At 30.0% G+C, this 25,969-nt stretch carries 28 protein-coding genes; 7 read left to right on the forward strand and 21 right to left on the reverse strand.

Going from position 1 to position 25,969, the window contains the following annotated elements; genetic code table 11:
- Positions 1-72 precede the first annotated feature (72 nt).
- The 5 genes from NST64_RS10000 to NST64_RS10020 form a co-directional block, all read right to left on the reverse strand.
- Complete coding sequence (locus NST64_RS10000) at positions 73-1,800, reverse strand: ABC transporter ATP-binding protein (protein ID WP_002449126.1); 1,728 nt, start codon at positions 1,798-1,800, stop codon at positions 73-75.
- A 293-nt stretch (positions 1,801-2,093) separates the two neighbouring features.
- Positions 2,094-2,492, reverse strand: coding sequence for a glycerol-3-phosphate cytidylyltransferase (gene tagD / locus NST64_RS10005; protein ID WP_002449131.1), 399 nt, complete (start codon positions 2,490-2,492; stop codon positions 2,094-2,096).
- Between the two features lie 105 nt (positions 2,493-2,597).
- Complete coding sequence (locus NST64_RS10010) at positions 2,598-3,662, reverse strand: glycosyltransferase family 2 protein (protein WP_002449133.1); 1,065 nt, start codon at positions 3,660-3,662, stop codon at positions 2,598-2,600.
- Positions 3,659-4,753 (reverse strand): teichoic acid glycerol-phosphate primase TarB, encoded by a 1,095-nt coding sequence (gene tarB / locus NST64_RS10015; RefSeq protein WP_049418574.1) that lies wholly within the window; start codon positions 4,751-4,753, stop codon positions 3,659-3,661. The genes NST64_RS10010 and tarB overlap by 4 nt, the downstream gene beginning before the upstream one ends.
- A gap of 222 nt (positions 4,754-4,975) precedes the next feature.
- The gene (locus tag NST64_RS10020) at positions 4,976-5,788 is read right to left on the reverse strand and encodes an ABC transporter permease (RefSeq protein WP_002449143.1); all 813 of its coding nucleotides are present in this window, start codon (positions 5,786-5,788) and stop codon (positions 4,976-4,978) included.
- 314 nt (positions 5,789-6,102) lie between these two features.
- Here NST64_RS10020 and tagH point away from each other — a divergent pair, with 314 nt between their 5' ends.
- A complete protein-coding gene (tagH, locus tag NST64_RS10025) occupies positions 6,103-6,897 on the forward strand; it encodes a teichoic acids export ABC transporter ATP-binding subunit TagH (protein WP_002449138.1) in 795 nt (264 codons plus the stop codon).
- A gap of 47 nt (positions 6,898-6,944) precedes the next feature.
- Here tagH and tarA read toward each other — a convergent pair whose 3' ends face one another.
- Positions 6,945-7,703: an N-acetylglucosaminyldiphosphoundecaprenol N-acetyl-beta-D-mannosaminyltransferase TarA gene (gene tarA, locus NST64_RS10030; protein ID WP_002455672.1), complete on the reverse strand. Its 759-nt coding sequence runs from the start codon at positions 7,701-7,703 to the stop codon at positions 6,945-6,947.
- A gap of 178 nt (positions 7,704-7,881) precedes the next feature.
- On the opposite strand from tarA, the gene NST64_RS10035 reads away from it, so the two are divergent.
- Positions 7,882-8,625, forward strand: coding sequence for a M50 family metallopeptidase (locus NST64_RS10035; protein WP_002449144.1), 744 nt, complete (start codon positions 7,882-7,884; stop codon positions 8,623-8,625).
- Positions 8,626-8,666: 41 nt separating this feature from the next.
- Here NST64_RS10035 and NST64_RS10040 read toward each other — a convergent pair whose 3' ends face one another.
- The 10 genes from NST64_RS10040 to NST64_RS10085 form a co-directional block, all read right to left on the reverse strand.
- Positions 8,667-9,314 (reverse strand): metal-dependent transcriptional regulator, encoded by a 648-nt coding sequence (locus NST64_RS10040; RefSeq protein ID WP_002449140.1) that lies wholly within the window; start codon positions 9,312-9,314, stop codon positions 8,667-8,669.
- A gap of 190 nt (positions 9,315-9,504) precedes the next feature.
- Positions 9,505-11,544, reverse strand: a complete 2,040-nt coding sequence (locus NST64_RS10045) for a cation:proton antiporter (RefSeq protein WP_002449154.1) — start codon at positions 11,542-11,544, stop codon at positions 9,505-9,507.
- Between the two features lie 193 nt (positions 11,545-11,737).
- The gene (locus NST64_RS10050) at positions 11,738-12,238 is read right to left on the reverse strand and encodes a Na+/H+ antiporter subunit G (protein WP_002449128.1); all 501 of its coding nucleotides are present in this window, start codon (positions 12,236-12,238) and stop codon (positions 11,738-11,740) included.
- Positions 12,213-12,515, reverse strand: a complete 303-nt coding sequence (gene mnhF2 / locus NST64_RS10055; protein WP_002449139.1) for a Na+/H+ antiporter Mnh2 subunit F — start codon at positions 12,513-12,515, stop codon at positions 12,213-12,215. Before mnhF2 ends, NST64_RS10050 begins: the two co-directional genes overlap by 26 nt.
- Positions 12,512-12,994, reverse strand: a complete 483-nt coding sequence (gene mnhE2 / locus NST64_RS10060) for a Na+/H+ antiporter Mnh2 subunit E (RefSeq protein ID WP_002449146.1) — start codon at positions 12,992-12,994, stop codon at positions 12,512-12,514. The genes mnhF2 and mnhE2 overlap by 4 nt, the downstream gene beginning before the upstream one ends.
- A complete protein-coding gene (gene mnhD2, locus NST64_RS10065) occupies positions 12,991-14,490 on the reverse strand; it encodes a Na+/H+ antiporter Mnh2 subunit D (RefSeq protein WP_061544202.1) in 1,500 nt (499 codons plus the stop codon). The genes mnhE2 and mnhD2 overlap by 4 nt, the downstream gene beginning before the upstream one ends.
- The gene (gene mnhC2, locus NST64_RS10070) at positions 14,480-14,827 is read right to left on the reverse strand and encodes a Na+/H+ antiporter Mnh2 subunit C (protein WP_002448875.1); all 348 of its coding nucleotides are present in this window, start codon (positions 14,825-14,827) and stop codon (positions 14,480-14,482) included. Before mnhC2 ends, mnhD2 begins: the two co-directional genes overlap by 11 nt.
- A complete protein-coding gene (gene mnhB2 / locus NST64_RS10075; protein WP_107632466.1) occupies positions 14,824-15,249 on the reverse strand; it encodes a Na+/H+ antiporter Mnh2 subunit B in 426 nt (141 codons plus the stop codon). Before mnhB2 ends, mnhC2 begins: the two co-directional genes overlap by 4 nt.
- The gene (locus NST64_RS10080) at positions 15,236-17,638 is read right to left on the reverse strand and encodes a DUF4040 family protein (RefSeq protein WP_107632467.1); all 2,403 of its coding nucleotides are present in this window, start codon (positions 17,636-17,638) and stop codon (positions 15,236-15,238) included. The genes mnhB2 and NST64_RS10080 overlap by 14 nt, the downstream gene beginning before the upstream one ends.
- A gap of 14 nt (positions 17,639-17,652) precedes the next feature.
- Positions 17,653-18,210 (reverse strand): tyrosine-type recombinase/integrase, encoded by a 558-nt coding sequence (locus NST64_RS10085; RefSeq protein WP_049334992.1) that lies wholly within the window; start codon positions 18,208-18,210, stop codon positions 17,653-17,655.
- A 142-nt stretch (positions 18,211-18,352) separates the two neighbouring features.
- Between NST64_RS10085 and sroA the strand changes: the two genes are divergently transcribed.
- The 5 genes from sroA to sarA all read left to right on the forward strand — a co-directional run bounded on the left by sroA (position 18,353) and on the right by sarA (position 21,650).
- Complete coding sequence (gene sroA, locus NST64_RS10090; protein ID WP_002448893.1) at positions 18,353-18,559, forward strand: sigS mRNA-stabilizing protein SroA; 207 nt, start codon at positions 18,353-18,355, stop codon at positions 18,557-18,559.
- Between the two features lie 32 nt (positions 18,560-18,591).
- On the forward strand, positions 18,592-18,813 hold the full coding sequence (locus NST64_RS10095; RefSeq protein ID WP_002448911.1) for a DUF2922 domain-containing protein: 222 nt from the start codon (positions 18,592-18,594) through the stop codon (positions 18,811-18,813).
- Between the two features lie 134 nt (positions 18,814-18,947).
- The gene (locus tag NST64_RS10100) at positions 18,948-19,874 is read left to right on the forward strand and encodes a DMT family transporter (protein WP_077700204.1); all 927 of its coding nucleotides are present in this window, start codon (positions 18,948-18,950) and stop codon (positions 19,872-19,874) included.
- 147 nt (positions 19,875-20,021) lie between these two features.
- Positions 20,022-20,960 carry an HlyD family efflux transporter periplasmic adaptor subunit gene (locus NST64_RS10105; protein ID WP_002455679.1) on the forward strand — a complete coding sequence of 313 codons (939 nt, stop codon included), beginning with the start codon at positions 20,022-20,024 and terminating at the stop codon, positions 20,958-20,960.
- A gap of 315 nt (positions 20,961-21,275) precedes the next feature.
- On the forward strand, positions 21,276-21,650 hold the full coding sequence (gene sarA, locus NST64_RS10110) for a global transcriptional regulator SarA (RefSeq protein ID WP_002448898.1): 375 nt from the start codon (positions 21,276-21,278) through the stop codon (positions 21,648-21,650).
- A gap of 244 nt (positions 21,651-21,894) precedes the next feature.
- Here the strand turns inward: sarA and NST64_RS10115 are convergent, their stop codons facing one another.
- The 5 genes from NST64_RS10115 to NST64_RS10135 form a co-directional block, all read right to left on the reverse strand.
- Positions 21,895-22,710, reverse strand: a complete 816-nt coding sequence (locus NST64_RS10115) for an alpha/beta fold hydrolase (protein WP_002448923.1) — start codon at positions 22,708-22,710, stop codon at positions 21,895-21,897.
- Positions 22,711-22,867: 157 nt separating this feature from the next.
- Entirely contained in the window at positions 22,868-23,584 is a 717-nt protein-coding gene (locus tag NST64_RS10120; RefSeq protein ID WP_002448876.1) for a hypothetical protein, read from the reverse strand.
- Between the two features lie 206 nt (positions 23,585-23,790).
- Positions 23,791-24,297 carry an SA0570 family protein gene (locus NST64_RS10125; protein WP_002448912.1) on the reverse strand — a complete coding sequence of 169 codons (507 nt, stop codon included), beginning with the start codon at positions 24,295-24,297 and terminating at the stop codon, positions 23,791-23,793.
- Positions 24,298-24,429: 132 nt separating this feature from the next.
- Positions 24,430-25,224 carry an alpha/beta fold hydrolase gene (locus NST64_RS10130; protein WP_002488592.1) on the reverse strand — a complete coding sequence of 265 codons (795 nt, stop codon included), beginning with the start codon at positions 25,222-25,224 and terminating at the stop codon, positions 24,430-24,432.
- Complete coding sequence (locus NST64_RS10135) at positions 25,225-25,929, reverse strand: HAD family hydrolase (protein ID WP_049334986.1); 705 nt, start codon at positions 25,927-25,929, stop codon at positions 25,225-25,227. It lies immediately after the preceding gene.
- Positions 25,930-25,969 lie beyond the last annotated feature (40 nt).

A 25,969-nucleotide genomic window follows, 5' to 3' on the forward strand; every position in this document is an offset into this window, starting at 1 on the left:
TAAGATTTTTTCATCTACACTGTAAAATTATATATTACTTTATCATCGTGATATTTAGATGTTCAATATCCATTATTTATTTAAATTTTGTGTAGTCACAAATTGATGATATTTCTCATGATATTTCATTAATTCGTCATGTGTACCTTCTCCCGTCACACGTCCTTGATCAATAAAAATAATTTGACCTGCTTTTTTAATCGTAGAGAGACGGTGTGCAATCACTATCGTTGTTCTACCTTTCATCAATACTTCTAAAGCTTCTTGAATTTTTTGTTCACTTTCACTATCAAGATTTGCAGTAGCTTCATCAAGTAACAGTATATCTGGATTTTTCACAAAACTTCTAGCGATATCAATACGTTGTCGTTGACCCCCAGACAGTTTTAATCCACGTTCGCCCACTAATGTATCGTATCCTTCATCAAATTGCATAATAAAGTCATGACAATTCGCTAATTTTGCATATTTAATTAGTTCTTCATCAGAGACAGTACGGTTAATACCATATAAGATATTATCTCGAATTGTTCCTGTCATCATAGAGTTTGACTGCATGACATATCCAATTTTGCTACGCCAATTCGTAATTGGAATATCGTAAATACTTTTATTACCATATGTAATATCACCATTATCGATATCATACATACGTTCAATTAAATTAAAAATAGTGCTTTTCCCAGAACCTGAAGGACCAACAAACGCACTAATATCGCCCTGAGGTATACGAAATGATATATGATCAAGAATCGTTTTTACATCATATTTAAATTCTACGTTATTAAATTCAAGTGCTCCATTCTCAATGTTGATATTAGCAATGGGGTTTAACTGTTCCATCGGTTCCACGGGTTCTTGCATAATTTCATAAATACGTTGACTTGCGCCTACAGCTTTTTTGTAATCAGTAACTAGTGTAGATAAGTTCATAAGCGGCATAGATAACTGCATCACATAAAAAATCATAGCTATTAAAGCACCTGCTGTAATAGCACCAGTAGCAATTCTAATTGCACCAAATCCTAAAATAATGGCTATCATTAATAACATAATCACACTTGAAATAGGTTGAATAATCGCTACTATTTTTGCCTGTCTTAAACCTAATTTATATATTTCATTTAAGTTATAATGTGCATTATTTAATTCTTTTTGTTCAGTATTAGAAATTTTTACTAAACGCATTTCTGTCAATACACGACCTAATAATCCACTAAAATTGGCAATTTCTGCTTGGGTATGTTTTGAAATTTTTTGCATACGTCTTCCAAGTGGAATCATAATACCCATAAATATTGGAATAGCTATGAAAGTCAGTAAAGTCATTTGCCAGTCCATAATAAACAGCATAATAATGGAACCAATCAATGTGATAATAGCTGGTAGTAATTGTGGTAATTTTTGAGAGATAAAATCGTTAATGACCTTAGTATCATCAGTTAAACGACTCATCAACTGACCACTTTCATTTTTGTCAAAAAATGGCATTTTCAGTTTAATCATATGCTCCCACAGTAATGAACGAATGCCATAAATCATTTTTTCTCCAATTTTACTTAAGAGATAAATACCTAAACCGCTAAGTAATGCATTAATGATAAAGATACTTGCAAATAGAACGACAATATTCCAATTAATATTATTAGTAGAAAATTTATCTACTAAGCGACCTGTAAACAGTGGAATCAATAATCCGCTAAGACTTCCTAACGAAGAAATGATAACAGCAGTTATTATTAAAGCATAGGGCCAAGACAATCGTTTAAATAGAAAAAATAATGGATTGTGTTGTTTCATAAATAAACCTCTTTAGTCATCAATTTGTATTTGTATTTTTGATATTATATTTAGTATTTATCCTAATTTAAATGTATTTTAACTGGTAATTCGGTTGTTCTTAGTATAGCATTTTATTTAAAATGTTTTATCACATAAAAATAGGAGTGCCCTAGAATTCGTTTTGAATTCACTGTTCACTCCCAAAAGGATGGGTCAAATCAAAAAATTATTGTTATCTACTTGATTTAACCAATGATTGAGACATAGCTAAACTTCTAAGGTGTCTATATGTGTCTTTAATAAATTATTATTTATTTTGCATCTTTTCCGTATAGCTCTTGTTTAATTTTAGTTGTTGAAATACCCTCAGTGCGTTTTAGATATACAACTTCACATTTGTCTTTTAGGAAGTCAAATTTACCTTCCCAGTCATGGCCCATAACAAAAACATCAACATCATAACGATCAACGTCTGTTTCTTTTTGACCCCATCCATCTTCTGGAATCACTAAATCAACGTAACGAATAGATTCTAACATCATTTTACGTTGTTCAAAATCATAATAAGATTTTTTATTTTTAATTTGGTTAAATTCATCTGTTGATAAAGCTACAATTAAATAATCGCCCATTTCACGAGCTCTTCTTAGTAATTCTATATGACCATAATGTAATAAATCATATGTACCATATGTAATGACTCTTCTCATATTTCCTTTCTCCTTTACAAATTTTTAACATTAATTAATAATCTTAATTTAGCATAAATATATTTAACATACCATTAATTTTATATTGACATGACTTTTCATCATTTACTTATTCATCATACGTTTCAATGATTGCTTTCCACTAAATACTAATTTTTTAGGCATTATTTGGGCTTGAAAACGTAAAAAACCAGGTCGCCCAATTCCTACCTCAATAAGTGTATGTCTCCATAACTCATAGGTCTCACGTGTCCAATGAGTCGCACTTTGCTCTACGGCTTGTACTATTCTAAACAATGCTTCTCCAGAATAATTTGTATGTTGCATATCTCTGATATATTGAGTGATTTTGTCTATAATTTGAAGTGTCACTTTACTGTATTTTATTAAATAAGCTTGAATGAGATAGCTGACAATTAAGTCATCCATTCGATAACTATAATATGCTTTTTCTTTGACAAGTAATAACATATCCATGACTTCACGTCGAACTTTTCTAGCATCTTCTAAGTAAGATATAAATGTATCTGCACGTTGATCTGTAATAGAACCTTCTCGCTCATTGTATCCATATACGATAAAAGGAACTAGCTGGATATCCCTTGACATTAAATAGGCACGAGTGACAAATGTATGTTCTTCACAAAATACTACATCTTCATCAAATCTTAGTGTATTAAATTTAGCTTTGAATAACTTGCCACCTGGTCCAATAGATTGAAGTATTTCTGGCGCTTCTGCTAAAGAAACCATTGCTTCACGATGAATGTCTTCGTGTGTTGGAATGACTTTCCAGTCACCATGCATCCCTCTACCGATTTGCCCAATCACAATATCTAGATGATCATTTTTCTCATAATATTGAATCATTTGATCCATTTTTCCAGGTAAAAATTGATCATCTGCATCTAAGAACATAAAAGCATCGATATCATCTGACATTGCAGAAAGACCCATATTTCTACTTTTTGCCGCTCCTTGATTGTCTTGATGATAAACAATGAGATGTTTAACTTCTTTTTGCAATTCAGTTAACACTTGTTTTGTACGATCTGTTGATCCATCGTTAATACAAATAATTTCTACATCATGTGTTGTATCAATCGATTTAACTGCTTTTCGAATTGTATTTTCAGCATTATATACTGGAATAATAACCGCTAATTTCATTCTTTCACCAACTTTTCAATAAATTTTAATACGTTTTCTAAGCTTTTTTCACTATTATATTTATGCCAATGTTTAAATAATGGTTTTATTTCTTTTTCATTATATTTAATCTTAGTTACTAATTCATCTATATGTTTCACTTTATAAAATGTTGGAATATCGCGATAAAATTGATTCAATCCACGCACCTCTTCATACTCTTTTTCGTCAAACACATAAAATAATGTAGGTTTATTGAGTAAGCTAGCTTCTATTGGTAGGGAGCTATAATCACTAATAATAATATCAGCCATCATCATTAGTTCTGACGTTGTCGCAATATGCTCACTATTAGGAATTGATGGATGAAGTTGATTAATGAGAGTATAATTGGGTAATTGCTTTTCAAAATATATTTTATCTATTTGACGATTATCCATTTGATTTTCACGATAAGTAGGCACATATAATGCTAATTTATTGGGAACATTATAATATTTTTTTAAATTTTTTTGCTCCGTCTTAAGGTCTAATTTAAAATATTTGGTTAATCGAGGTAGACCCAATTTAAGCATTTGAGTGCTCTTAGCATCAAATGCACTTTCAAAACATCTACTCATCTCTTCTCCACCGACTAAATAATAATCAGTAGCATTATAAACGCTTTTATATTGTTGAATCATTTTTTTATTATTTAAATCTACTTGATGATCCGTTAAACCAAAATTTTTTAAAGCACCTGAGGCATGCCATGTTTGGATGATGGTCTGTCCTTTTTTCTTATGATACCCTCCGAGCATAAGATAATATGTATCAATCACAATCACTTTTGCTGTACTTATCGTCTTGATATGTCTCACTATATGACTATTTCCGGCAGGAACAAAAGATACATTTTTAAATTGCTTTAGCTTAGCCCATTCTTTTTCTTTAGCAATGACGGTTAGTTCATACCCTTTCTGATTTAATTGCTCAATTATTGGCATAACGTCTTCGGGAAATGTCATTAAAATCGCAATATGATTCGATTTTAGTCGTTTAAATCTAAAAATTTGGTTTACGATAGTAATAAGTGTCATATAAATATTTTTTATCACTACTCTTGTCATCATTTAATCCCCTTACTCGTTAATAAAATAATTTATAAAGAAAGAGTAGGACAGAAATACATTGATTTTGTCTCTACTCCTTATCATTTTCACATACATCTCTATCGACATCGTCTATATTTTATATTTATTTATGATATATATGCTAAAGAGCTTGAAATGCAATCTAATACATTTCAGGCTCTCTACTAATAAATGTAAGTATTGATTTATCTAGCACACGTTTTATAAAAAATCTGCAAAATGATCTCGATATCTACGATGTAATATAGACCCTAATACAAAGAATACTATAATAATCACAATATTATAAAGAAGTAATCTCCAATGTTCAATAAAGTACCATTGATGGAATAAAATTGCTGCGCGATAAGACTCAGCTAAAAAGTATACAGGGTTAAATTTCATAATGTCATTAATTACGCTACTAATTCCAGTATCTTTTGGTATCCATAAAATAGGAGACATATAGAATAAAATTCTTAGTAATGCTTGCATAATCATCTGTGTATCACGAACAATGATTCCAAGTGTTGATGTAAAAAGTGCTACAGAAGCCACAAAGAAAAATGTTAGTGGTACGTAAATTAACAATTGTACAATATGGATAGACGGCATAATGCCATTTCCCATACAAATTGCAATAATAAGTGCTAATAAGCCAATATGGCCATAAAATTTACTTGTTACGATATAAGTTGGAATAATTGATAAAGGGAAATTCATTTTCGCTACTTGGTTAAATTTCATAGATACTGATTTCGTACCTTCAAGAATACCTTGGTTAACAAAGAACCACATGCTAATTCCTACTAGTAACCATAAAATAAATGGAATGCCATGTATCGGTTGATTACTACGAATTCCCATACCAAAGACAAACCAATACACCATAATTTGAAGTGCTGGGTTAAGTAATTCCCAAGCCATACCTAAGTAATTATTTGTATTTGTTATTTTAATTTGAAATTGTGCAAGTCGTTGCACTAAATAAAAGTTTTTTATATGTTCTTTAAAAACAGTTCCTACTGCCGACATTGAATTAAACCACACTTTCAATTGTAAATTCATAATGGCTTTTAATTTCTTTAACTACTGATTAAAATCGTTTTATTATAAAATTTCTAAATCAACGTTTAAAATGATTCATATAAATCCATTATATATTTACGCAACACATTAGTCGAAAATTTTATTAGGATAGACTTAACTCAGAAAAGAAAGTAAAATTAATATATTGTTTACAAAAAAGATACAAAATCTCATATACACTTTACACTAGGTTAATAAATTTAACAACTATTGAGTGATGTATTATAATCTATATAATAAATCATAAGAAAGGAAAAATCATGAGCGTATCTGTTAACATAAATCATGTGACAAAAGAATATCGAATATATCGCAATAATAAAGAACGTATCAAAGATGCGTTAATTCCTAAAAATAAAAACAAAACCTTCTTTGCTTTAAATGATGTGTCTATTACTGCTTATGAAGGTGATGTGATTGGTTTAGTAGGTATAAATGGTTCAGGAAAATCCACGTTAAGCAATATGATTGGTGGTTCATTATCTCCAAGTTCTGGAAATATAGATCGTCATGGTGAAGTAAGTGTCATCGCCATTAATGCCGGTTTAAATGGGAAACTGACGGGCATTGAAAATATTGAATTTAAAATGCTTTGTATGGGGTTTAAAAAGAAAGAAATTAAAAGACTTATGCCTCAAGTTATTGAATTTAGTGAGCTTGGCGAATTCATTTATCAACCTGTTAAAAACTATTCAAGCGGTATGCGTGCGAAACTCGGTTTCTCTATCAATGTAACTATTAATCCTGACATTTTAGTTATCGATGAAGCACTATCTGTTGGCGATCAAACATTTACTCAAAAATGTTTAGATAAAATATATGAGTTTAAAGAAGCAAATAAAACGATTTTCTTTGTAAGTCATAATATCAGACAAGTGCGTGAATTCTGTACTAAAATCGCTTGGATTGAAGGTGGAAAGCTAAAAGAATTTGGTGAATTAGATACAGTGTTACCTAAATATGAGCAATTTTTAAAAGATTTTAAGAAAAAATCTAAAAAAGATCAAAAAGCATTTAGACAACAACTTGATGAAAAACGTTTTGTTGTAAAGTAAAAGAGGTAGAGACCTAAGTGATTCATAGGCTTAAGTCTCATCCTCTTTTATTTTTTCTTCTTATTCTGCAATTTCCAAACTTTAAACATAAATTTAGGAATACTTTTTATACGACCTATTCGCTTCCAATCAATAAGTAATCGGTAGACCCATTCCATATTTAAATTTCTAAAAAGACGAGGCGCTCTTTTTTTAGTACCACTAAACACTTCTAATGAGCCACCTACGCCCATCATTACTGTATGCTTAAAATTACTTTCATTTTTTTGAATCCATTCTTCTTGTTTTGGAACACCCATTCCAACAAACAAATAGTCAGGATTGAAACGTTGAATTCTTTTCACTACAGTTTCATCTGATAGGTCAATATACCCATGATGATACTCAAAAGTAACATTAGGATATTTCTGTTGTAATTTGTGTTGTGCTTGCGCAACAATTTCATTTTTTGATCCTAACAAATATACCTTTTGACTTTGCTCGTGTGCAACTTTAATACATTCTTCCATAAGTTCAATACCTGGTACACGTCGCTTTAATGGTTGTTTTAATCTATTAGAAGCTTTAACTACACCTGTACCATCCGCAATGATATAACTTGCACTATTTATAAGCTTTCGATAGGTTACATGTTCAGAAGCATACACTACGATTTCAGGATTAGCAGTTACAATAAACAAGTTATCATTTGTATTATTTTCAAAAAAATGTTTAATATTTTCAACCATATCCAACATTGTCACATTATCGAATTGTACGCCTAATATATCTACTTTATCGTTTTTTTTCTTTTTTGAACTATACATTTACGTTAACTCCCTGCTTTCTTACTCTCTTTATATGTTGTAATGAATTTATAATAACCTCAACTTATTCATCATATATTATTTTTGCCATTGTATTCAAAAATACGTCTAAAGTCTAAAGGACCAGTTTATCTTAATGATTTATAATAGAAGTCACACTATTAACGTGAGGTTGATTATGGATTATTTGCAACAATTTTTAACTACGACTGTTATCTTAAATATTTATTTAGTCATTATTATAGCAATATCTTATATCATTATTCATCAAAATCGACATTGTTCTTTTAATCAATATTTAGATATTTATTTAAATTATATTCCAGTACTGACTCATGAAATGGGTCATATTCTATTTAATAAGTTAAGTGGGGGGCATGCTAAAGATCTTGTCATTGTTGTACACCCTAGTGAACGTAAAGAAACGTTACAACAAGGCTATGCAATAACACAATCTAAATCAGTTACTGGACAATGTATTACGACATTAGGTGGATATGTCATGCCACCAATCATGTTAATGATAGGTTTTTGGACCATTCATTTTAACTATCCAAGCTTATTTTTAATCTTATATAGTTTGATATTTATGTATTACCTTATTTTAACATCTCGAAAATTGTCTCCCATTATCGTTTTAATCATTTTAATTTCATTATTGTATTTTTTATTGCAAGGCAATAATCAATTTATGATTTTTTATATCGTAGTCCTCCTATGCCATCTTATCTTAGGTGTCCTATTAGGAGAAGTTTTGCAATCTAGTTGGACAATTATATTATTGACTTTCCAAAGAGTAAAAACACATTGGGATGGTAATACTTTAGCTGAATTGACACATTTACCAACATTATTTTATAGTCTATTTTGGATTATGATTAACGGTTTCTCTTTATATTTAATATACAAATTTATGATTTAAAAACGGCTCATCATATTCAAATTGAATAGACGACCGTTTGTTTAATTTTTCTCTACAAATATATTCATTGCATTATCATAACTTAGAATCGTCATAGTTGTATCATTATTTATAATCATGACTTTGTTGGTTTTATCTTTGGATACTATTTCAATGTTATCTCCAATTGAAATGTGCTTACTGGATAGATAAACAAGTAAATCCGTTCTATCGCGAACACGTTTAATGTTTACTATGTCTCCTTCATCATATTCAAGTAATGAGTCATTATACTTTTCTTTATAAATATAATTTCTTGGAATAACTCCTCCATGCGGACAAGTTTCAGGATAATTTAACAGTTTATCTATCCTTTCTAAAAATAAGTCAGAAATTTTATGCTCTAAAATTTCCGCTTCTTGATGTACTTCTTCCCAATTATAATTTAATACTTCAATTAAAAATTGTTCTAATAAACGATGTCTTTTTATAATATCGAGTGTATGAGAGAGACCTTCTTTAGAGAGTTTTACCCCTTTATAATGTTTAGTTTCAACAAATCCAGCTTTTTCTAAACGACTTACCATTTCACTTACAGAAGGTGGTTTTATATCTAAATATTGAGATAGTATTTTATTTGAAACGAAAGCGCTATCACCACCATTAGTTAGAATTGCTTTGAGATAATCCTCTTTTTCTTCAGTTAACATGATTTCACCTCATAAACAGTTTCATCTTATTGTATCACGAATGGTTGCGTAATGTGATTGTCTTATATTATCTTACAATAAGAGGAATATATCTTAAATTTCAATGTTAAACCTTCCATTTATACTTAAAAAAACCTAAGACATAGCGAGTTGTCTTAGGTTTAGTATTAATCATTATTGAATTATTAAATTAGTCAGTTAAACTGTCTACAATAACCATTTCATCATAGTTAATTGCCTCACGTAATTTTAAAGCTGTCGCTTCTGTAATCTCTTCATCACTAATAAGTTCAGTTAAAATACGACGTTGCTCTCTTAAAGCATTCAACTTAATTTTAGTAATTGAATCTTCAGAACGTGTGTTAAAGAAGTTAGATGGTGATAAGTTGTCTATTCTCATTAAATATCCATCACATATCATACCCACTTCTAATTTATTGTCTTCATTTGCCTCCTCCACAAGTCGGCTTACAACATTATAATGGACTCTTTTATTGATTTTAGAAAGTTCCATTAAGTTTTCAGTAACACTTAATGATGAAGCTGCATTTGTACGTGTACGAATATGACGTTTCAAAAGTAATCCTCTAATTCCAACAATAATACGACGAATGAGTGAAGCTTGTCTATAAACTTGTGTACGTTCAGCAAAACGCATATAGTTTTCTAGCATGCTTTCCGTAATTTCGCCTTCATCTGCTAATTTTTCAAGTGTTTTTGTTTCTACGTTAAAAGCAATGCGTTGTAAACGTTCAAGCTCTTTTGAATTCTCGTCATCTTTTTCTACTGATTTTAGGAAAGTTAATTTATCATGATATTCTTTAATAACATTTCCATATCGATAGCTTGTTTCAAAGGAGGAATGTTTGTTTAAATAATCAATCACGTGTTCTAAAATATAAATTCTTGCTTCTTTAAAATTCATACTTCCTATTTTAGGTTGAGGTGCATTTTTCGTAACAAAAGGTAAAATGATTTGTGCAATGACCAAGCTTAAGATAACCATTCCTGAAGAAATAAAAAGTAAATCATTACGATACTTAAAGGCTTCATGATTTTGTAAATAGTAAGGTAACGTTAATGCGATGGCAAGTGAAATTGTTCCATGAACACCACAAAATGTCATAATTAACGCATACATACTTCGTTTAGGTGGTTTCTCTTTCGTATTTGTCCCCTCATCATTCATTAATTTTTGGAATGGACTGACTGATAGATAAAATAAAGGATATAGTACATAAACCCAAATAAATCTAAATACATATACAGCCAATGCTACTAATAAAGTAATTCCTATTAAGAAAAGTAAGTTATGTGGTTCACTTTTAATAATTTTTACAATGACTTCCGGCACTAAGAAACCAAGTATCGAGAATACAAAACCATTTAGTGCATAGCCTAAAATATTCCACGTATGGTTATAACTTAGTTGAAGGCGTGTACGTGTTTGAGCAATACGGTCACGTTCAAAACCATGAACAAGTCCGGCTACTACAGCAGCAATAATACCTGAAGCATGGAATAATTCTGCCACAAGATAGGTTACAAATGGTGTTAACAATTGAAGAAATACAAACATATTAATATTTTCAATACCACGTCGTGTTAACGTTAGACGGAATCGAACAAGTAATATACCGATGAACAATCCTACAATGGCCCCTCCTATTGAAGCAATTAAGAATTGTTGAATCGCTTCAAATAATGAGAAAGCGCCAGTAACAAGTATCCCTACTGCTATTTTAAATGAAATGATACCTGCAGCATCATTTAATAAAGACTCACCTTCTAAAATCGTCATTGCACCTTTTGGTAATACTTTACCTTGAGTAATAGCTTGCACTGCCGGAGCATCGGTAGGACAGAGAATTGCGGCAATCGCAAACGCTGCACCAATTGGTAAATCTGGCCATACTAAGTGAATAAATAACCCTACACCTATGACGGTAGTAATTACTAAACCTAATGCCATTAACATGACAGGTTTAATATATCTTCGTAAATGTACCCTAGATACATTAACACCTTCAACAAATAATAAAGGTGCAATGGTCGCTAGCATAAAGAGTTCAGAATCAAAATTGAATTCAACTGGTACAGGCAATATAAAGAGGATCATTCCTAATATGATTTGAATAAATGCAAGAGGTACTTTAGGAATAAAAGTATGAACAAAGGAGCTTACAATAACAACAGCTAGAAATATGAGAATCGTTTCAAATATTTCCAAACTTTCACCCCATTATTTCATATTTAATTTGAGATATAAGATACATTATCATCTTATTTATTTTAAACGTATATAGTTATTATCTACCGTTTTTATGCTCTCAATTCAATATCAATTTTATCATTAAACTATATTCAGATTAACTAACTTGCACTTTCAAAATAATTCATTTAAAAATTATTAAGATATACAATTATTCTTCTAAATCTTCAATATTTTTATCACCTTGTTGTTTTCTTTCTTCAGCTCTATGGTTTTTAATATCATAATACAGTTTTTCTCGTTGTTCTTCTCTTTTTTTAGCACGACTTTTTAACTCCTCTCTTGTATTAAATTCTTTTGAACTTAATAAAATGGAAGATTGTCTTGGTGCATCATCTTTTCTATACATGTATGCTCCAGTTCGATAAGCTGCTCTAGCAACAAGGTGCATACCAACAGCAGACGTTAAATTAATAAAGACAATGGATAATAATAAACGAACACTAAAGAAACCTTGCACCGTTGTAAAGTATATTAATACCCCGATTAAAGTAAGTAATACAGAAAGCGTTGAACTTTTCGTGGAAGCATGACTACGTAAAAAAACATCTTGAAATTTTACAATGCCTATTGCACTAATCACTGCAATAATACTTCCTAGAAAAATAAGGATAGACGCAATCAACTCAGTGACGCTTTTTATGAGTTCCATTGAATACCCGACCTCCTCCAATAAATCTAGAAATAGATACAGAGCTTACAAATGAAATAATCGCAATTAACATAATTGAATCTAAATACGCATCAGTACCATAAATCACGCTAACCACCCCAACAATGCACATAATTACAGCACTGGCTGCATCAAATGCTACGACTCTGTCTGCTGTTGTAGGACCTTTAATCAAACGAAACAATCCAATAATAAATGCAATACCAAATAATATTAAAGCTCCTGTACTAAAAAAGTTAGTCATCGCTTGGATCATCGTGACACCTCCATAATTAAACGTTCATATTGTTTAATACTTTTTAACAAATTAGCTTTTTCATTTTCAGAAATGTCTATACTATGAATAAAAAATTTATTGGTTAATTTTGAAATTCTAATCACTGTCGATCCAGGCGTAATAATAATTAAAATGGTTAAAAATGTAATGGCCCAATCACTTTTTAACTCTGTTTCATATGTGAGAAGACCAGGATTCATATCTTTTGTTTTAAATAAAATATATTTAATGATACTAAGACTTGAAGTAATTAACTGATACAAATATATGGCTAAAAACTTAATAGCTACCCATATTTTTACTAAATAAAATTCTTGACCAAAGAATCGATGAAGTATATAAATGATAATTAATCCTATAAGATAGCCAGATACAAAGGTAGAGAATAAAAAAGAACCTTGGTCTTGAAAGAGTACCCATAGAAAAGCAATTAAGATATTCAATACAATTTGTCTCATTTATTCTCCTCCTTTAAATGTGGATTAACTAAGTGATGGAAGTAAGCATCATTTGTATTTAACTCTGTTGCATTTTTAGTAACATTCATAACAATTGGTGCCGCAAGACCCATAACTAGTACAACTACAGTTAGTATGCCAATCATACATTTTCGATGAACAGGCAATGGGTTGTAATCAACTTGCTCGCCATCTGCATCTCCAAAGTACATAATAAATAGTATTCTAAATAGACTATACATTGCTAAAAGACTTGTTAAAATCATGAGCGCTAATCCAATATAATTACCATTTTGAACCGCACCTTGAAAAATAAGCACTTTACCAGGGAACCCACTAAATGGAGGAACTCCGCCAATCGCGAAAATCATAACGATAAATGCTACGCCAAAGAAAGGCTCTCTCTTTGCCAAACCATATAAATACTTATATTCTCTATAACCAGACATATAAACTAAACTACCAATAATAAAGAATAATAATGTCTTTACTACAATATCATTTGTTAGATAAAAAATAGCACCATGAATTCCAGCAAATGTATTTGATCCTAAGCCTAAAATAATAAAACCAATTGATAAAATAACTTGATATGCTGCAATTTTCTTTATGTCTTTAAATGCAATGACTCCAAAAGCACCAATAATCATCGTAATACAAGACATAAATACAAGTATGGGGTGTGTAATATTTGGATGTTGATCAAATAATAAAGTAAAGAAACGAATTAAAGCATATGCTCCCACTTTCGTCATTAAAGCTGCAAATAAAGCTGCGAGCTCAGTATTTAATACTGCATAAGCTTTAGGTAACCACATAAATAAAACTAACGATGCTTTTGAGCCAAATGCAATCATAAATACAATTGCAATGACCACTACCATTTCATTATTGTGAATATCATCTAAGCGTAATGCAACTTGAGAAAAGTTTAATGTCCCTACTAATTTGTAAAGTAAGCCAATACCTAATAAAAATAACCAAGAACCAATAATATTTAAAACAACATAGACAATGGCTGCTCTTAATTGTTCTATTGATTGTCCTAATGTTACAAGCACAAATGATGCAAGCAACATAATTTCGAACATCACATAGAGGTTAAATAAATCAGAAGTTAAAAAAGCACCAATCACACCGGTAGTTAAAAATAAAATAAATGTTGGTAAATAATAGCGATTCACACGTTCTTCAGCAGGTCCAAATCCATACGCCATAATTAAAGTCACTACAAAAGAAGCGACTGTTACCATGAGTAAACTTAAAGTATCACCTAAAAATTGAATACCAAAAGGTGCTTTCCAACCACCAAAATCTAAAGTGATTGGTTTATGATTCATCACATAAATCAATAAAGCTAGCGAAATAAGCGTATTAACCGTCATTGTTCCAATATATAAAATCTTCGAAACTCTATTTTTATTCTTCGTAAATACAAGTAATAATGCACAAAGAAGTGGTAAGAGAATCGGAAGGATTAATAAGTTACTGTTCATCATCTTCATCCTCCCTAAGCACATCAATTTCTGATTCTTTTGTAACACGATATGTTCGATAAACTAATACAAGTAAGAAAGCTGTCATACCAAATCCAATAACAATTGCAGTTAAAACAAGTGCTTGTAATAATGGATCGACATAATTGGTATTTGAACCACGAATAAGTGGTTCTGTTACGTGGTCACTATAATGACCCATACTCATAATAATCAAATTACCAGCATGCGTATAAATCGAAATCCCTACAATAATCCGAATTAAATTTAAAGATAATATCATGTATGTCGCTAAGAATACGAGAAATCCTATGATAAGTAATAAAATAAGATTCATGATTTACCCCCACTCAATGCCAACATAATTGTGACAATTACACCCACTACTGAAAGTACTATGCCTAATTCGAAAATCGTCACTGTAGTAATATGCATTTCATTAAATATTGGTAAATGAAGTGTAAATTCACTTTGATATAAAAATGGTTGGCCAAAAAAGGTAGGCGCAATTGCTGTGATTAAAGAAATAAGCGCTCCAATAATCATTAATTTTCTAAAGTCGATAGGTAAACTGTCCAATACTTTTTTTACATCGAAAGCTAAAAACATCAAGATAAAAGCTGAGCTAAAGACGAGACCACCAATAAATCCTCCTCCTGGATTATTATGACCCGCTAAATAAATGTAAAAACCAAAAGTAAGTAAAATGAATACAACAATTTTAGTTACTGTTTTTAAGACTACGTCATTTTCTTTCATCTTGACCCCTCCGATCTTTGTAATTTAATAATGTATAAATACCTAAACCAGCAATAATTAATACCAAACCTTCAAACATAGTATCAAGCGCTCTAAAATCACCTAAAATGGCATTCACAATATTTTTACCACCTGTGAGTTCTTTTGCATTCATATAATATTTAGAAATTGTTTCTAAACCATCACCTTGTTGTGCCATAAACACAAGGGTTACCACTGCGCCTGCAAAAATGAACGCTACAACAATTTTCATAATTTCTTTTTTCTTATCTGCTTTCTTACGTGAAATATTTGGTAAGCGTGAAAAACTAACAATGAATAATATTGTAGTCATCGTCTCTACCACAAGTTGTGTTAAAGCTAAATCAGGTGCTCTCATGATCAAATAAAATAATGCAACTGAATAGCCAATAATTCCATTTAATATTACCATCGTTAAACGTTGTCTTATAAAGACAAGTGCTATACCAACAACACTGATTGAAATAGCAAGCAGTACTTCTAAAGGTCCAAAGTCAGTAACATGCATTAGATGTAGTTTAGGAAACCCTACTCTTAAAAAGCCATACGCTACAAATAGTGAAAACACTAAAAGTGTAATCACATTATAGTAGTTTAATCGGTTCGTCATTACACCACGAATACTACAGCCAGCATAATGTTCAAATACACTATAAGCTTTACGATAGGAATTTGTAATAGACGCTGTTTTGATTAAGCGATGCGTTAACACTTTCCAATTTACTTTTGTTGCTAAAATAATTCCTAAAATAATAACAATGATACTAAAAATAAGCGGTAAATTAATGCCATGCCACTGGGATACATGTGGTGCCATCTTATCGACTTGGATACCTAAGTTTGTGACATTTCTTAATGCAGGTAAAACAATCGGATGCGTAAAGGTATTTGGGATAAAGAAGATAACAGGTAGCATTACAGCAAAGATCATTGCTGGTAAACTGAACAACCATGGCTCATGAATATGCTTTTTAGGAACTTCTTTTTCATTAAATTCTCCCCAATATGTTTCTTTTAGCATGTAAACTGCATAGACAAACGTGAATATACTTGCAATCACGCCTAATGCCACAATTATGATAGTTAAAGTTAAACTAAATTGCTCTAATTCAATAGATTTAACTAAAGAATCAAAAAACATTTCTTTACTTAAAAAACCATTTAAAAATGGTACTCCCGCCATTGAAAATGCTGCAAGCGTCATACTCACGTGCATTTTAGGAAAGAATTTTCTCATGCCATTTAATTTTCTAATATCTCTTGTGCCCGCTTCATGATCAATAATACCTACACCCATAAATAACGTACATTTAAATAATGCATGATTCATGACATGGAACAAGCCTGCAAATAAAATTAATGTGTAAATTTTAGCCATTGGTCCGCTTGGATGCTGCGCAATACCTCCACCTAAACCAACCATTGTCATAATCATCCCAAGTTGACTAACTGTAGAATAGGCGAGAATTCCTTTCAAATCGTATTGTCTTAAAGCAGTAAGAGATCCAAACATCATTGTGATTAATCCTACAAAAGTAACAATATAAATATAACTATTACTTAAGCCTAATACAGGTGTGAATCTAAAAAGTAAAAATATACCTGCTTTAACCATTGTTGCTGAATGTAGATAGGCACTTACAGGGGTTGGGGCAGCCATAGCTTTAGGTAACCAAATATGAAATGGAAATTGAGCTGATTTTGTGAAAGCTCCAATAAGCATCATAATAATCATTGGAATAAATAAAGGATGCTCGCTAATATGATGACCTTGCGATAAAATTTCAGTAATTGTATTCGTACCTGTCATTATGTACAACATAATAAAACCTGTTAATAATGTTAAGCCGCCAAATACCGTAATCATAAACGACTGTATTGCACCTAGCTGACTATTTGCATTACTATACCAATACGAAATAAGTAAGAAAGATGAAACACTTGTGAGTTCCCAGAAGATATACATAAGGATGGTATTATTAGATATTACTATACCTAACATACTAAACATAAATAAAAGTAAGTATATGAAGAATCTAGGTAAGTTATCACCATTAGGTGTTAAATATTGGGTAGCGTAAAAGAAAACAGCTATCCCTATAATAGAAATAATTAAAGCAAACATTAATCCAAGTCCATCTAGTCTTAAATCTAAATTCAAATCAATGGCTGGCATCCAAGCTAGTTTAAAAGAAATCACTTTCTGATGAAGTACATTAGGAATTTGAGATAAGAAGTAAACAGAAGCAATCACTGGAGCCAATAGGGAAATATATCCTGCATAGCGTCTTAGAGGTCTAATAAATAAAGTGATTAGAACCATACCTATGATTAGTAAAAGTGCCCCTAGTAAATAAATTAAACTCATCAAAGCCCTCCTTTTTATAAATTTAAAGCAATAATTGTATGATGATCTTCTTTAGGTGACAAGCCAATAAATTTCAAAGTTTCATGCGTAGTCTGGTGTCCTAAATATTTTTGAATAATCGCAATAGAAATACCCGATTTATAAGCATGATATGCAAAAGTTTTACGTAGAGTAGTTAAACCAATATGTAAAAGGCCTAATTCTTTAGCTGCGTGGTGAATAATTCGATAAGCTTGCTGACGTGAAAGTTCTTTATGTGTACGAAGAGACTGAAATAAAAGATGATGATCTTTCAACTGATTTTCATAGATATATGTATCAAATTCATTTCTTAAATCAGAAGGTATCATAATTTTGATAAATGGAGCGCTTTGTTGAATCCAAGCTGTCTTTATTTCTTTATTTTCCTTATTCTTTATATCTTCAACTTTAAGATGTAATAAGTCAGTAAGTCGCATACCTGTATGTATCGCCAGTTTAAATAAAAGATAATCTCTGTCTGATTTCATTTGTAACACGTGATACATCTTCTTAATATCATTCTTTTTCTTAATAGGTTCTACATAATTCATTTATCCACCTCAAAAAAGTTTCTTATTTAATGATATATCATATTTTAGTAACATTGAAATATTTCGCTCAACTTTTTTTGATTTTAAGTTACTTTTTTTAAAAATATTTTCGATATATAAAGTGTAAGGAGGTGAAAGTAAGATGAACGAAATTACTCAGTTATCTGTTATTTGTACTCACGTTACACATGATACAAATGGAAAAGCTAAAGAAATTAAACGTCGATTTAATAACATTAATACACGTGCTTCTGAAGCAGACATCAAATCATTTGTAACAACAATTTCAAATTTGATTGAAGAATCTTTCGATAAAGTTGAAGTTGTAAAAACCCAAGGATTAGTTTAATGAATGATTTTATTAAAAAGGAGGTATGAACAATGTCAAAAACTTTAGAACTCATATTTAAGACAAATCTAAACAAAACAGCTAAGTTACAATTACCACAAATTTCAGCAACAATAACAGAGGCTAATGTACAATCAGCAATGGAAAATATCGTTAAATTAGATGTTTTAAGATTTACCAGTGGCGCTCCAAGCAAAGTCGCTTCAGCTCAGATTGTAGATAAAACAACAACAGTTTTATTTGAATTAAATTAATTGACATAGTAGATTGAGAATGGATAAAGCGTTCTAAAAGAGTTTTATCCGTTCTCTTTTTTTAGTATAGAATTTTTTTATAAATTTACGTATAATAATCGTATTTGATAGTAAAAATAATGGAGGAATTACGTTTGCTTTTTTTATTTGTACTTGGAATTATTGCTGGTATGATGGTTCCTATTCAAACATCGATTAATTCTAGATTAGGTCGATTTACAGAGTCATCTTTTTATGCCTCTACGATTTCTTTTTTTGTAGGAACTCTATTTTTATTAATACTTAATATCATTTTTAATATCCAAATGTTCTCAAGCTCATTTTATGCTGGTCACTCTATTGATTATCATTGGTGGGTTGGTGGCTTGCTTGGTGTATGTTTCTTAACAGGTAACTTATTACTTCTTCCAAGATTAGGTGCAGCACTTACGGTTGTGATGACAGTTGCTGGTCAAATCATAATGGGTGTTATGATTGATACGTTGGGGTTACTTGGGGCCAATCAAACATCTTTTACTTTTTTAAAAGGTGTGGGGATTCTCGTTTTATTATTTGGAATTCTTCTTATGAACCATCTACCTAAAAATAAACTTAAAGATAAAAGAAATATCTCACTTTATATTTGGTTGTTAATTGGCTTTATTTTCGGATTTGCGCCTCCACTACAAACTACAATCAATAGCGGGCTTTCAAAGCAAATGGATTCTTCTTTATTCGCTGCACTAGTTTCTTTTACTATTGGAACTATTGCGTTATTTATTCTAACAATAATATTTAATAGAAGTCTAAAAATTAAACTATCACAACAGCATCTCGGTCGTATTAAACCACTCTATTTTATTGGTGGGATTTTAGGCGTCGTATTCGTTACATCTAATATTATATTAATGCCCTATTTAGGTGCTGCTCTTACAACTATTGTCGCAATGCTTGGCCAAATGATAATGGGCGTCATTATTGATCACTTTGGCATTGGTGTACCTAAAAATGAAATGACTTTCCGTAAATTTATAGGATTAATCGCTATAGCAATTGGTATTGTTTTATTACGTTTATTTTAATGGCTACTAAAATTAAACTTTTATCTAAATCTTCGTCTTCTTAATGCAATAATTGAGAAGACTTTTTTGATGTCATCATTTCGTTATGTTGTATTTAGCTCTAAACTTGTATAATAAATGCATATTAATGTTTAGAGGTGATTATATTTGAAAAAGTTTTTATCCCCCTTATCAATAATGCTAACTCTCCTCCTTATCCTTATTATTTTGTTTGGATTTTATATTTATTCTAAAATTCCTAAAACGACTCATTTAAGCAAAATAGAAACGATGACTGTAAAACCTCATTACCCTCTTTCTTTTCAAGGCGTTCAGCAAGCTAAACAAAGTTATACACTTTATTATGAGCCCTCATTAGGTATTAGTTCAGATATTCTAGTAAAAAATAACGAGATTATATCTAAAGATACACCCATATTTAAATATTATAATCCACACATCGAAAAACATATTCTTGCAAAAAAGAAACTTTTATCTTCAATACAACACTCAAATAAAATATCCTCCGATAACTTCAACCAACAAGTTCAATTATCTAATGATATACTCAATTTACAACAACAACTTCAAACACGCATTTATGCTCCTATTAAAGGTCGAGTCACTGTACTTCAGCCTTTCCCTTCAAAATCTCATACTGAAATTATGCAAATTAATAGTGATGAACGAATCATTCATGCTAAAATCAAGGAATCTCAACTTAAACAACTTAAAAATAATCAACTTGTTCAAGTTTCTATTAAAAACACTAGGCAATTTGAAGGGAAAATTTTATCTATTTCTTCTATTCCTTATAAAACTGAGACCTCTTCCTCTTTTTATTATGTAGATATTTCTACAGATCCTTCCTACCCTATTGGATACCATTTTGATCTTCACTTAGGAACAACAGAATATGAATTACCCGATAAAGTCATTTACAATAAAAATTATGTTCTAGTTATACATAATAAAAAAATTATAAAAAGAAATATTAAATATATTAAAAGTAAAAAAAGTGGGTATATTATGGTATCCAATGGATTAAATATTGGAGATAAAATTATTACGCATCCTTCTGCATCTTTGTTAGAAAGCACCGAATAATCTTTTGTTTTAGTATATTAAACTTTAATTTTATAATATGGGGCATCATAATAATTGTTCTTAATTAAATCTTTTATAAAATTTGCTTATTTTTATAAACAAAGTATTAATTAATCAAAACATTGTTTTATTAAGTACATTTTCGTTTACTTTCTAATTTTATTTAGTTATAATTAACTAAATAACATAGAATTAAATTAATTTATTTAATCTAAATTATTAATAGCTTTTTTAAACTAATAGATGACGTTATATATAGATAAATTTAACGGATGCATAAAAAATAGAGAGAATATTAGTTGGGGAGGTCTTAAAATGGCTATTTCAAAAATCAATGACTGCTTTGAATTATTAGCAATGATTACTTATGCAGATAAATTAAAAAGCATTATTAAAAAAGAATTTTCGATCAGCTTTGAAGAATTTGCTGTTTTAACTTATATTAGTCAAAGTAAAGAAGAAGAATATTATTTAAAAGATATTATTAATCACTTAAACTACAAGCAACCTCAAGTAGTAAAAGCAGTGAAAAATTTATCTCAAGAAGATTACTTCGATAAAAAACGTAATGAGCATGATGAAAGAACAGTATTGATTCTTGTAAATGCAACGCAACGTACAAAAATTGATGAGCTACTTAATAGAGTTAACAAACGAATTGAAGAAGCTAACAAAGAAACAGAATTATAATAGTAAACCATAAAGAGACTAGAACTTAAAAAACCTAGAATAATAGCCCGTAGATAACATTTGTCTACGGGCCTCTTTTATAGCCATAATTCATATTATATGATGTTGTTTTCTGTAAAATAACTTCATTCTAATATTTATAAACATTGTTTAATCATTCTTTATATCTAGAACACCGCTCTTTAGATTGTTCTGTTTTCTTAGATATTCGATTATAGATAATTTTGACTCTATGCTTACAATTTTATATCAATAGATTTGTAGTATTAGATACATCATTTTTTTCTACAAAATTTAAATATAATGTTAAAAATTTCTCTTCTTCTTCTATATGAGGTGCATGCCCTGATTCATTAAATAAAACATAATTTATATTTTTAAATTGATTTTCAAACTGTTGATTCTCTTTATTGATAATAATTGGGTCATAACGTCCATCTACTATCATAGTTGGAACATTGATCTCATGTGTGACTGTATTTGATTGATTCTCTGTATCTAATAAGGCTCTTGATGCTACTGCACTATCTTCATCGTCTTGTTTACTATATAAGCGTTGACGTTGAAACCACTTCATTGCAACATCATTTTTCTTATAAATATATGGAAATAATATAAGTAACGCTTCAGATTTATTAAACCCCGCTACTTTATCTTGGTGCTCAATCATTAACTTTGTAAAACCATGAACAATATCTTCAGATTTAGAAGATATAATTGTTAAAGATCGCACTTTATCTTTATATTTTTCGGTAAAAGCTTGTGCAATCATTCCACCCATATCATGCCCTAATAAATGTGCGCTTTTAATACCTAATTGCCGCATTAACATAGTTAAATCTTTAATGTGATCATTTAAGTTATAACTCATAGGATGTGTAGATTTTCCATGACCTCTCACATCGTAAACAATGACTCTATAGTGTTTTTTCAACTCTTTTTTTAATGAGTAAAACCCAGCTAAATTACCATCTAAACCATGAATTAAAATAACGGGAATGCCTGTACCTACATCTTGATAAGCTATCTTTATTTGATTAAACGTTTCAATTTTTTTCATATCGGCACCTCCCTTAGTATTTACTATACCCACTAAAACATATTTAACGCTATAAACATGTATACAATTAATTATTTTTTTATTTAAAAATTTTTATATAATTTAAATAAAAAACTCAACCCTATTCATCATGGTTGAGTTAAAATCATATATTTTATTAAATACTTCTTCTAGATGATAATCGTATAGTATATGTAACAATTAATACGACGATAATAATCCAAATGATAAGTGAAACAGTTTGAGCGACATTTGAATTTACAATAACAGCATCAATCGTCTTTTGAGAGAATAATAAACCTACTGCTGTATATTCTAATCTTTTAAAAATAACCCCGCATAAACTCATTATAAGTCCCATAAAGAAAATAAATTGATGACTATACATAGTAATAGGAACAATGCCTATAGTGAGATTAAATGCACGCATAATAATAAGAATTAAGGCAATAATTGCAATCATATAGCCTATGATTATCTCTGTGCGATTACTATATAAATATTTTTTCCGAGCAATTTGTATATGAATAAAAATAGTAATCGGGAAAATAACAATACAATAAAACAAAGATAATATGGTTGCAGCTTGGAATGGAACGTATTGCTTATCATATAAATATGAAATTAAAATAAAATTGATAATAAAAAATATAATAGGATTCAATTGTAAACCAAATAAATTCCGTTGAATAATTAAGATAATTTGAGCCGTTGCTTTTCCCCTAAAATCAAGATAATCTTGCTTTTTTTCTTCGGATTTTTTAAAGTCGTTACTTATATTTTCTTTAATGTCATCGATAAGTTTAGGGGGCATGCCTTTATGAGTAAAATAATCATTCACATTTTCAAGTAATAATTTATCGTTTGATCGCATATGTTGCTCCTTTATCGAATGCAAGTTTTAAAATACATTCAATTCATTCATTTCAACATTTTATCATAGATTTCAATTGATTTCTTTTCGTAAAAAAGAAGTAGGATAACGAATTCCAGATGGAATTCGTTATCCTACTTCTGTATATTTCATTATCTTTTAAATGAAATCGATGATACGTAACTTTAACTAACTACTTCATTACATTATTTATTAATGTCAATACGATATAGTTTTAATACTTTGTCTTTAGGTGAGCTTGAACCAAATTGATAGCTTGTTTTACCGTTTTGAATATAAGCAAAATTGCCGCTTACACTATTATATTGAACGCGTTTAATGGCTTTTTTACCTACACTTTGTGCTACTTTTTGATAAGTTGGACCATTGGCTTGATTATAAGTCATTGATACTCTAGTTACATAACCAGTATTTTTTTTACCGATTGCAGTAACAACTAATACACCTTTGTTTGTATGGAATTCATAGTATTTTTCTTGATTATTTGGATTATATGAATAAATAGGTGTGCCATAGTGATTAATAACATTTTTAATTGATTCACCTATAGTCACATTTTCTAATGTTTTTTGACCTTGAGTTAATTGTTGTACAGTCTGAATCGAATTACCACTAGCTGCTTCAGCATGATTATAGCCTACTCCTGTCATTACTAGTCCAGAAACTAATAGGGCTGTTGCTAACTTTTTCATAAGCACTCGCTCCTTTTTCTTTTATGCTTAATTACAGTATACCCTATTTATGACCAAAATAACAGAAACATTACAAAAACATTACAAAATATTTCATTTTTATAATGCATTAATATTGGTAAACAATACTATTTAGTGTTGAGGCATATGTTTTTTTATAAAAGGTGTCACATCATGGATAAACTTCTCTTGTTCTTCTTCAAAAGGATACATGCTTGACTTCGAATACACTTCGAAATATACATTTCCTATTAAATCTGCTACTTCTTTAGATTCAAGAGATGTTATTCTTTCTCCATAAGCACTTGCAACTATAAATGTGGGTTTAGTGATGTACTCAAATACTTTTGCAATTCCTCTTTGTTTAAATACTTCATCTACTGCTTCTGTCTCTTCTTTAGTAGAAATTGAATTAGTATCTTCGACATTTTTTAAGAACTTATTCACTTTACGATGTTTATAATAGCGATGTTTATCTAAAAACTTCTCTTGTTTATCTTCATTCCAGTTACGGATTTTATGTGCGTATTTTCTAAACAATCGTTCTTCTGGTAACTCTCCTTCAATAGATGTCGGATTGATCATTGTTAACGAAGATACATACTCTGGATATTGCTTTGATAAATGCGCAATAATTGTAGCACCCATTTCATGGCCAATAAAAGCCGCTTGATCTATGTAGAGATAATCTAATAATAAAATAATATCATCTGCAAATTCATTGAATTTAATATGTCGTGGTTTATCTGAATATCCATGACCACGTAAATCCAATAATACGACTTGAAATGTTTTTGAAAGTTCATGAGCTAAATTTTGAAAAATTGAAGCATTTTCAAACGCAGTATGTACAAGCACTACTGGGTATCCTTGTCCCATAGTATTGTAATTTAATGTAAATCCACCTTTTCTTGTAAATAATTCCATTTAATTATCTCCTTTTTTTTGTTTATTTACGGATAAAATCGTTAAGAGCTCTTCTATTGTTGTAATGATATAATCTACTTCTTCTTCTAAAGGTTCTAATTCAGCATTTTCTTGTTTATACCAAACACTTACCATTCCCATAGCACGTGCAGGAGCAACATCATTTAAGGCATCATCTCCAACATACATAATTTCTTCTGGTAAGACGCCAAGTTGATCAATCATATCTTCAAAAATACGTGGGTGAGGTTTGCGGTAACCTACTGTTTCAGAAGTTGATAAATAATTAATCACATGTTCTATTCCTAATGAATAAATCCGAAATTGTTTAATCTTTGATTTCCCGTTTGCAATTACACCTAGTAAATAATCATGCTCTGACAACTTTTCAAGTGTGTATAATGTATCGTAGTATGGAAATACATATCGATAGAAATGCATTTCGAAATCATGAAATAAATCTTTCCATTTCAATCTATCGATGTGAAATTGTTTTATTATCTCTTTATATACATAAGGTTTATCGTTATCTTCATCATCATCTAATTCTATAAATTTATGTTTAAAGTCAGCAAGTTGTACATGTACAAAATAATCATGAAAACGTTCATATTGTTCTTCTATAAATTTATCTCGAGACTTAGTTCTATCCAATAATGTTCCTTCTAAATCGAACACAACTGCTTTGATTTGGCTTAAGTCCATTTTTATTTACCTCTTATCAATATAATTATTCTTATTTTAA

This window comes from Staphylococcus sp. FSL W8-1268 (assembly GCF_038003965.1).
In the GTDB taxonomy this organism is placed as follows: domain Bacteria; phylum Bacillota; class Bacilli; order Staphylococcales; family Staphylococcaceae; genus Staphylococcus; species Staphylococcus hominis.

Excerpts from the sequence above, each read along its gene's own strand:
- NST64_RS10095 (WP_002448911.1), top strand. The coding sequence starts at position 18,592 with ATGTCAAAAACTTTAGAACTCATATTTAAGACAAATCTAAACAAAACA.
- tarB (WP_049418574.1), bottom strand. The coding sequence starts at position 4,753 with ATGATGACAAGAGTAGTGATAAAAAATATTTATATGACACTTATTACT.
- tagH (WP_002449138.1), top strand. The coding sequence starts at position 6,103 with ATGAGCGTATCTGTTAACATAAATCATGTGACAAAAGAATATCGAATA.
- NST64_RS10120 (WP_002448876.1), bottom strand. The coding sequence starts at position 23,584 with ATGCGATCAAACGATAAATTATTACTTGAAAATGTGAATGATTATTTT.
- NST64_RS10050 (WP_002449128.1), bottom strand. The coding sequence starts at position 12,238 with ATGGAACTCATAAAAAGCGTCACTGAGTTGATTGCGTCTATCCTTATT.
- mnhB2 (WP_107632466.1), bottom strand. The coding sequence starts at position 15,249 with ATGAAAGAAAATGACGTAGTCTTAAAAACAGTAACTAAAATTGTTGTA.
- sarA (WP_002448898.1), top strand. The coding sequence starts at position 21,276 with ATGGCTATTTCAAAAATCAATGACTGCTTTGAATTATTAGCAATGATT.
- NST64_RS10040 (WP_002449140.1), bottom strand. The coding sequence starts at position 9,314 with ATGTTAACTGAAGAAAAAGAGGATTATCTCAAAGCAATTCTAACTAAT.
- mnhD2 (WP_061544202.1), bottom strand. The coding sequence starts at position 14,490 with ATGAACAGTAACTTATTAATCCTTCCGATTCTCTTACCACTTCTTTGT.
- NST64_RS10020 (WP_002449143.1), bottom strand. The coding sequence starts at position 5,788 with ATGTCGGCAGTAGGAACTGTTTTTAAAGAACATATAAAAAACTTTTAT.
- NST64_RS10080 (WP_107632467.1), bottom strand. The coding sequence starts at position 17,638 with ATGAGTTTAATTTATTTACTAGGGGCACTTTTACTAATCATAGGTATG.
- NST64_RS10115 (WP_002448923.1), bottom strand. The coding sequence starts at position 22,710 with ATGAAAAAAATTGAAACGTTTAATCAAATAAAGATAGCTTATCAAGAT.
- tagD (WP_002449131.1), bottom strand. The coding sequence starts at position 2,492 with ATGAGAAGAGTCATTACATATGGTACATATGATTTATTACATTATGGT.
- NST64_RS10130 (WP_002488592.1), bottom strand. The coding sequence starts at position 25,224 with ATGGAATTATTTACAAGAAAAGGTGGATTTACATTAAATTACAATACT.
- sroA (WP_002448893.1), top strand. The coding sequence starts at position 18,353 with ATGAACGAAATTACTCAGTTATCTGTTATTTGTACTCACGTTACACAT.
- mnhF2 (WP_002449139.1), bottom strand. The coding sequence starts at position 12,515 with ATGATCCAAGCGATGACTAACTTTTTTAGTACAGGAGCTTTAATATTA.
- mnhE2 (WP_002449146.1), bottom strand. The coding sequence starts at position 12,994 with ATGAGACAAATTGTATTGAATATCTTAATTGCTTTTCTATGGGTACTC.
- NST64_RS10035 (WP_002449144.1), top strand. The coding sequence starts at position 7,882 with ATGGATTATTTGCAACAATTTTTAACTACGACTGTTATCTTAAATATT.
- NST64_RS10135 (WP_049334986.1), bottom strand. The coding sequence starts at position 25,929 with ATGGACTTAAGCCAAATCAAAGCAGTTGTGTTCGATTTAGAAGGAACA.
- NST64_RS10125 (WP_002448912.1), bottom strand. The coding sequence starts at position 24,297 with ATGAAAAAGTTAGCAACAGCCCTATTAGTTTCTGGACTAGTAATGACA.
- NST64_RS10010 (WP_002449133.1), bottom strand. The coding sequence starts at position 3,662 with ATGAAATTAGCGGTTATTATTCCAGTATATAATGCTGAAAATACAATT.
- tarA (WP_002455672.1), bottom strand. The coding sequence starts at position 7,703 with ATGTATAGTTCAAAAAAGAAAAAAAACGATAAAGTAGATATATTAGGC.
- mnhC2 (WP_002448875.1), bottom strand. The coding sequence starts at position 14,827 with ATGAATCTTATTTTATTACTTATCATAGGATTTCTCGTATTCTTAGCG.
- NST64_RS10000 (WP_002449126.1), bottom strand. The coding sequence starts at position 1,800 with ATGAAACAACACAATCCATTATTTTTTCTATTTAAACGATTGTCTTGG.
- NST64_RS10085 (WP_049334992.1), bottom strand. The coding sequence starts at position 18,210 with ATGAATTATGTAGAACCTATTAAGAAAAAGAATGATATTAAGAAGATG.